The 259-nt window shown below is 43.2% G+C and carries 1 protein-coding gene; it reads right to left on the bottom strand.

The features are described from left to right. The coding region (locus AAEZ03_RS27965) for a response regulator (protein ID WP_350583178.1) at nucleotides 1–259 on the bottom strand (259 nt) is incomplete at both ends.

Genomic DNA, 259 nt, shown 5'->3' with positions numbered 1-259 from the left:
CGTCTAATCGTGTGCTCATTAGCATTTAAGGATAATGGTCCGACAGCTAAGCTGTGCTCAAAATGCTCATCTTGGTGTCGACGGATAAGCGCTTTAATCCGTGATTCTAATTCAATGAGTGAGAAGGGTTTGACCAGATAATCATCAGCGCCACTATCGAAGCCTGCGACTTTATCCAAAATCGTATCACGAGCCGTCAGCATCAATACAGGGGTTTTATTATGTAGCTCTTCTCTCAGTTTTTTACATAGCTTGGTGC

This window comes from Pseudomonas sp. HY2-MNA-CIBAN-0224 (assembly GCF_040310285.1).
GTDB classification, from domain to species: domain Bacteria; phylum Pseudomonadota; class Gammaproteobacteria; order Pseudomonadales; family Pseudomonadaceae; genus Aquipseudomonas; species Aquipseudomonas helleri.
This window is presented reverse-complemented; position numbering and strand designations above follow the sequence as displayed.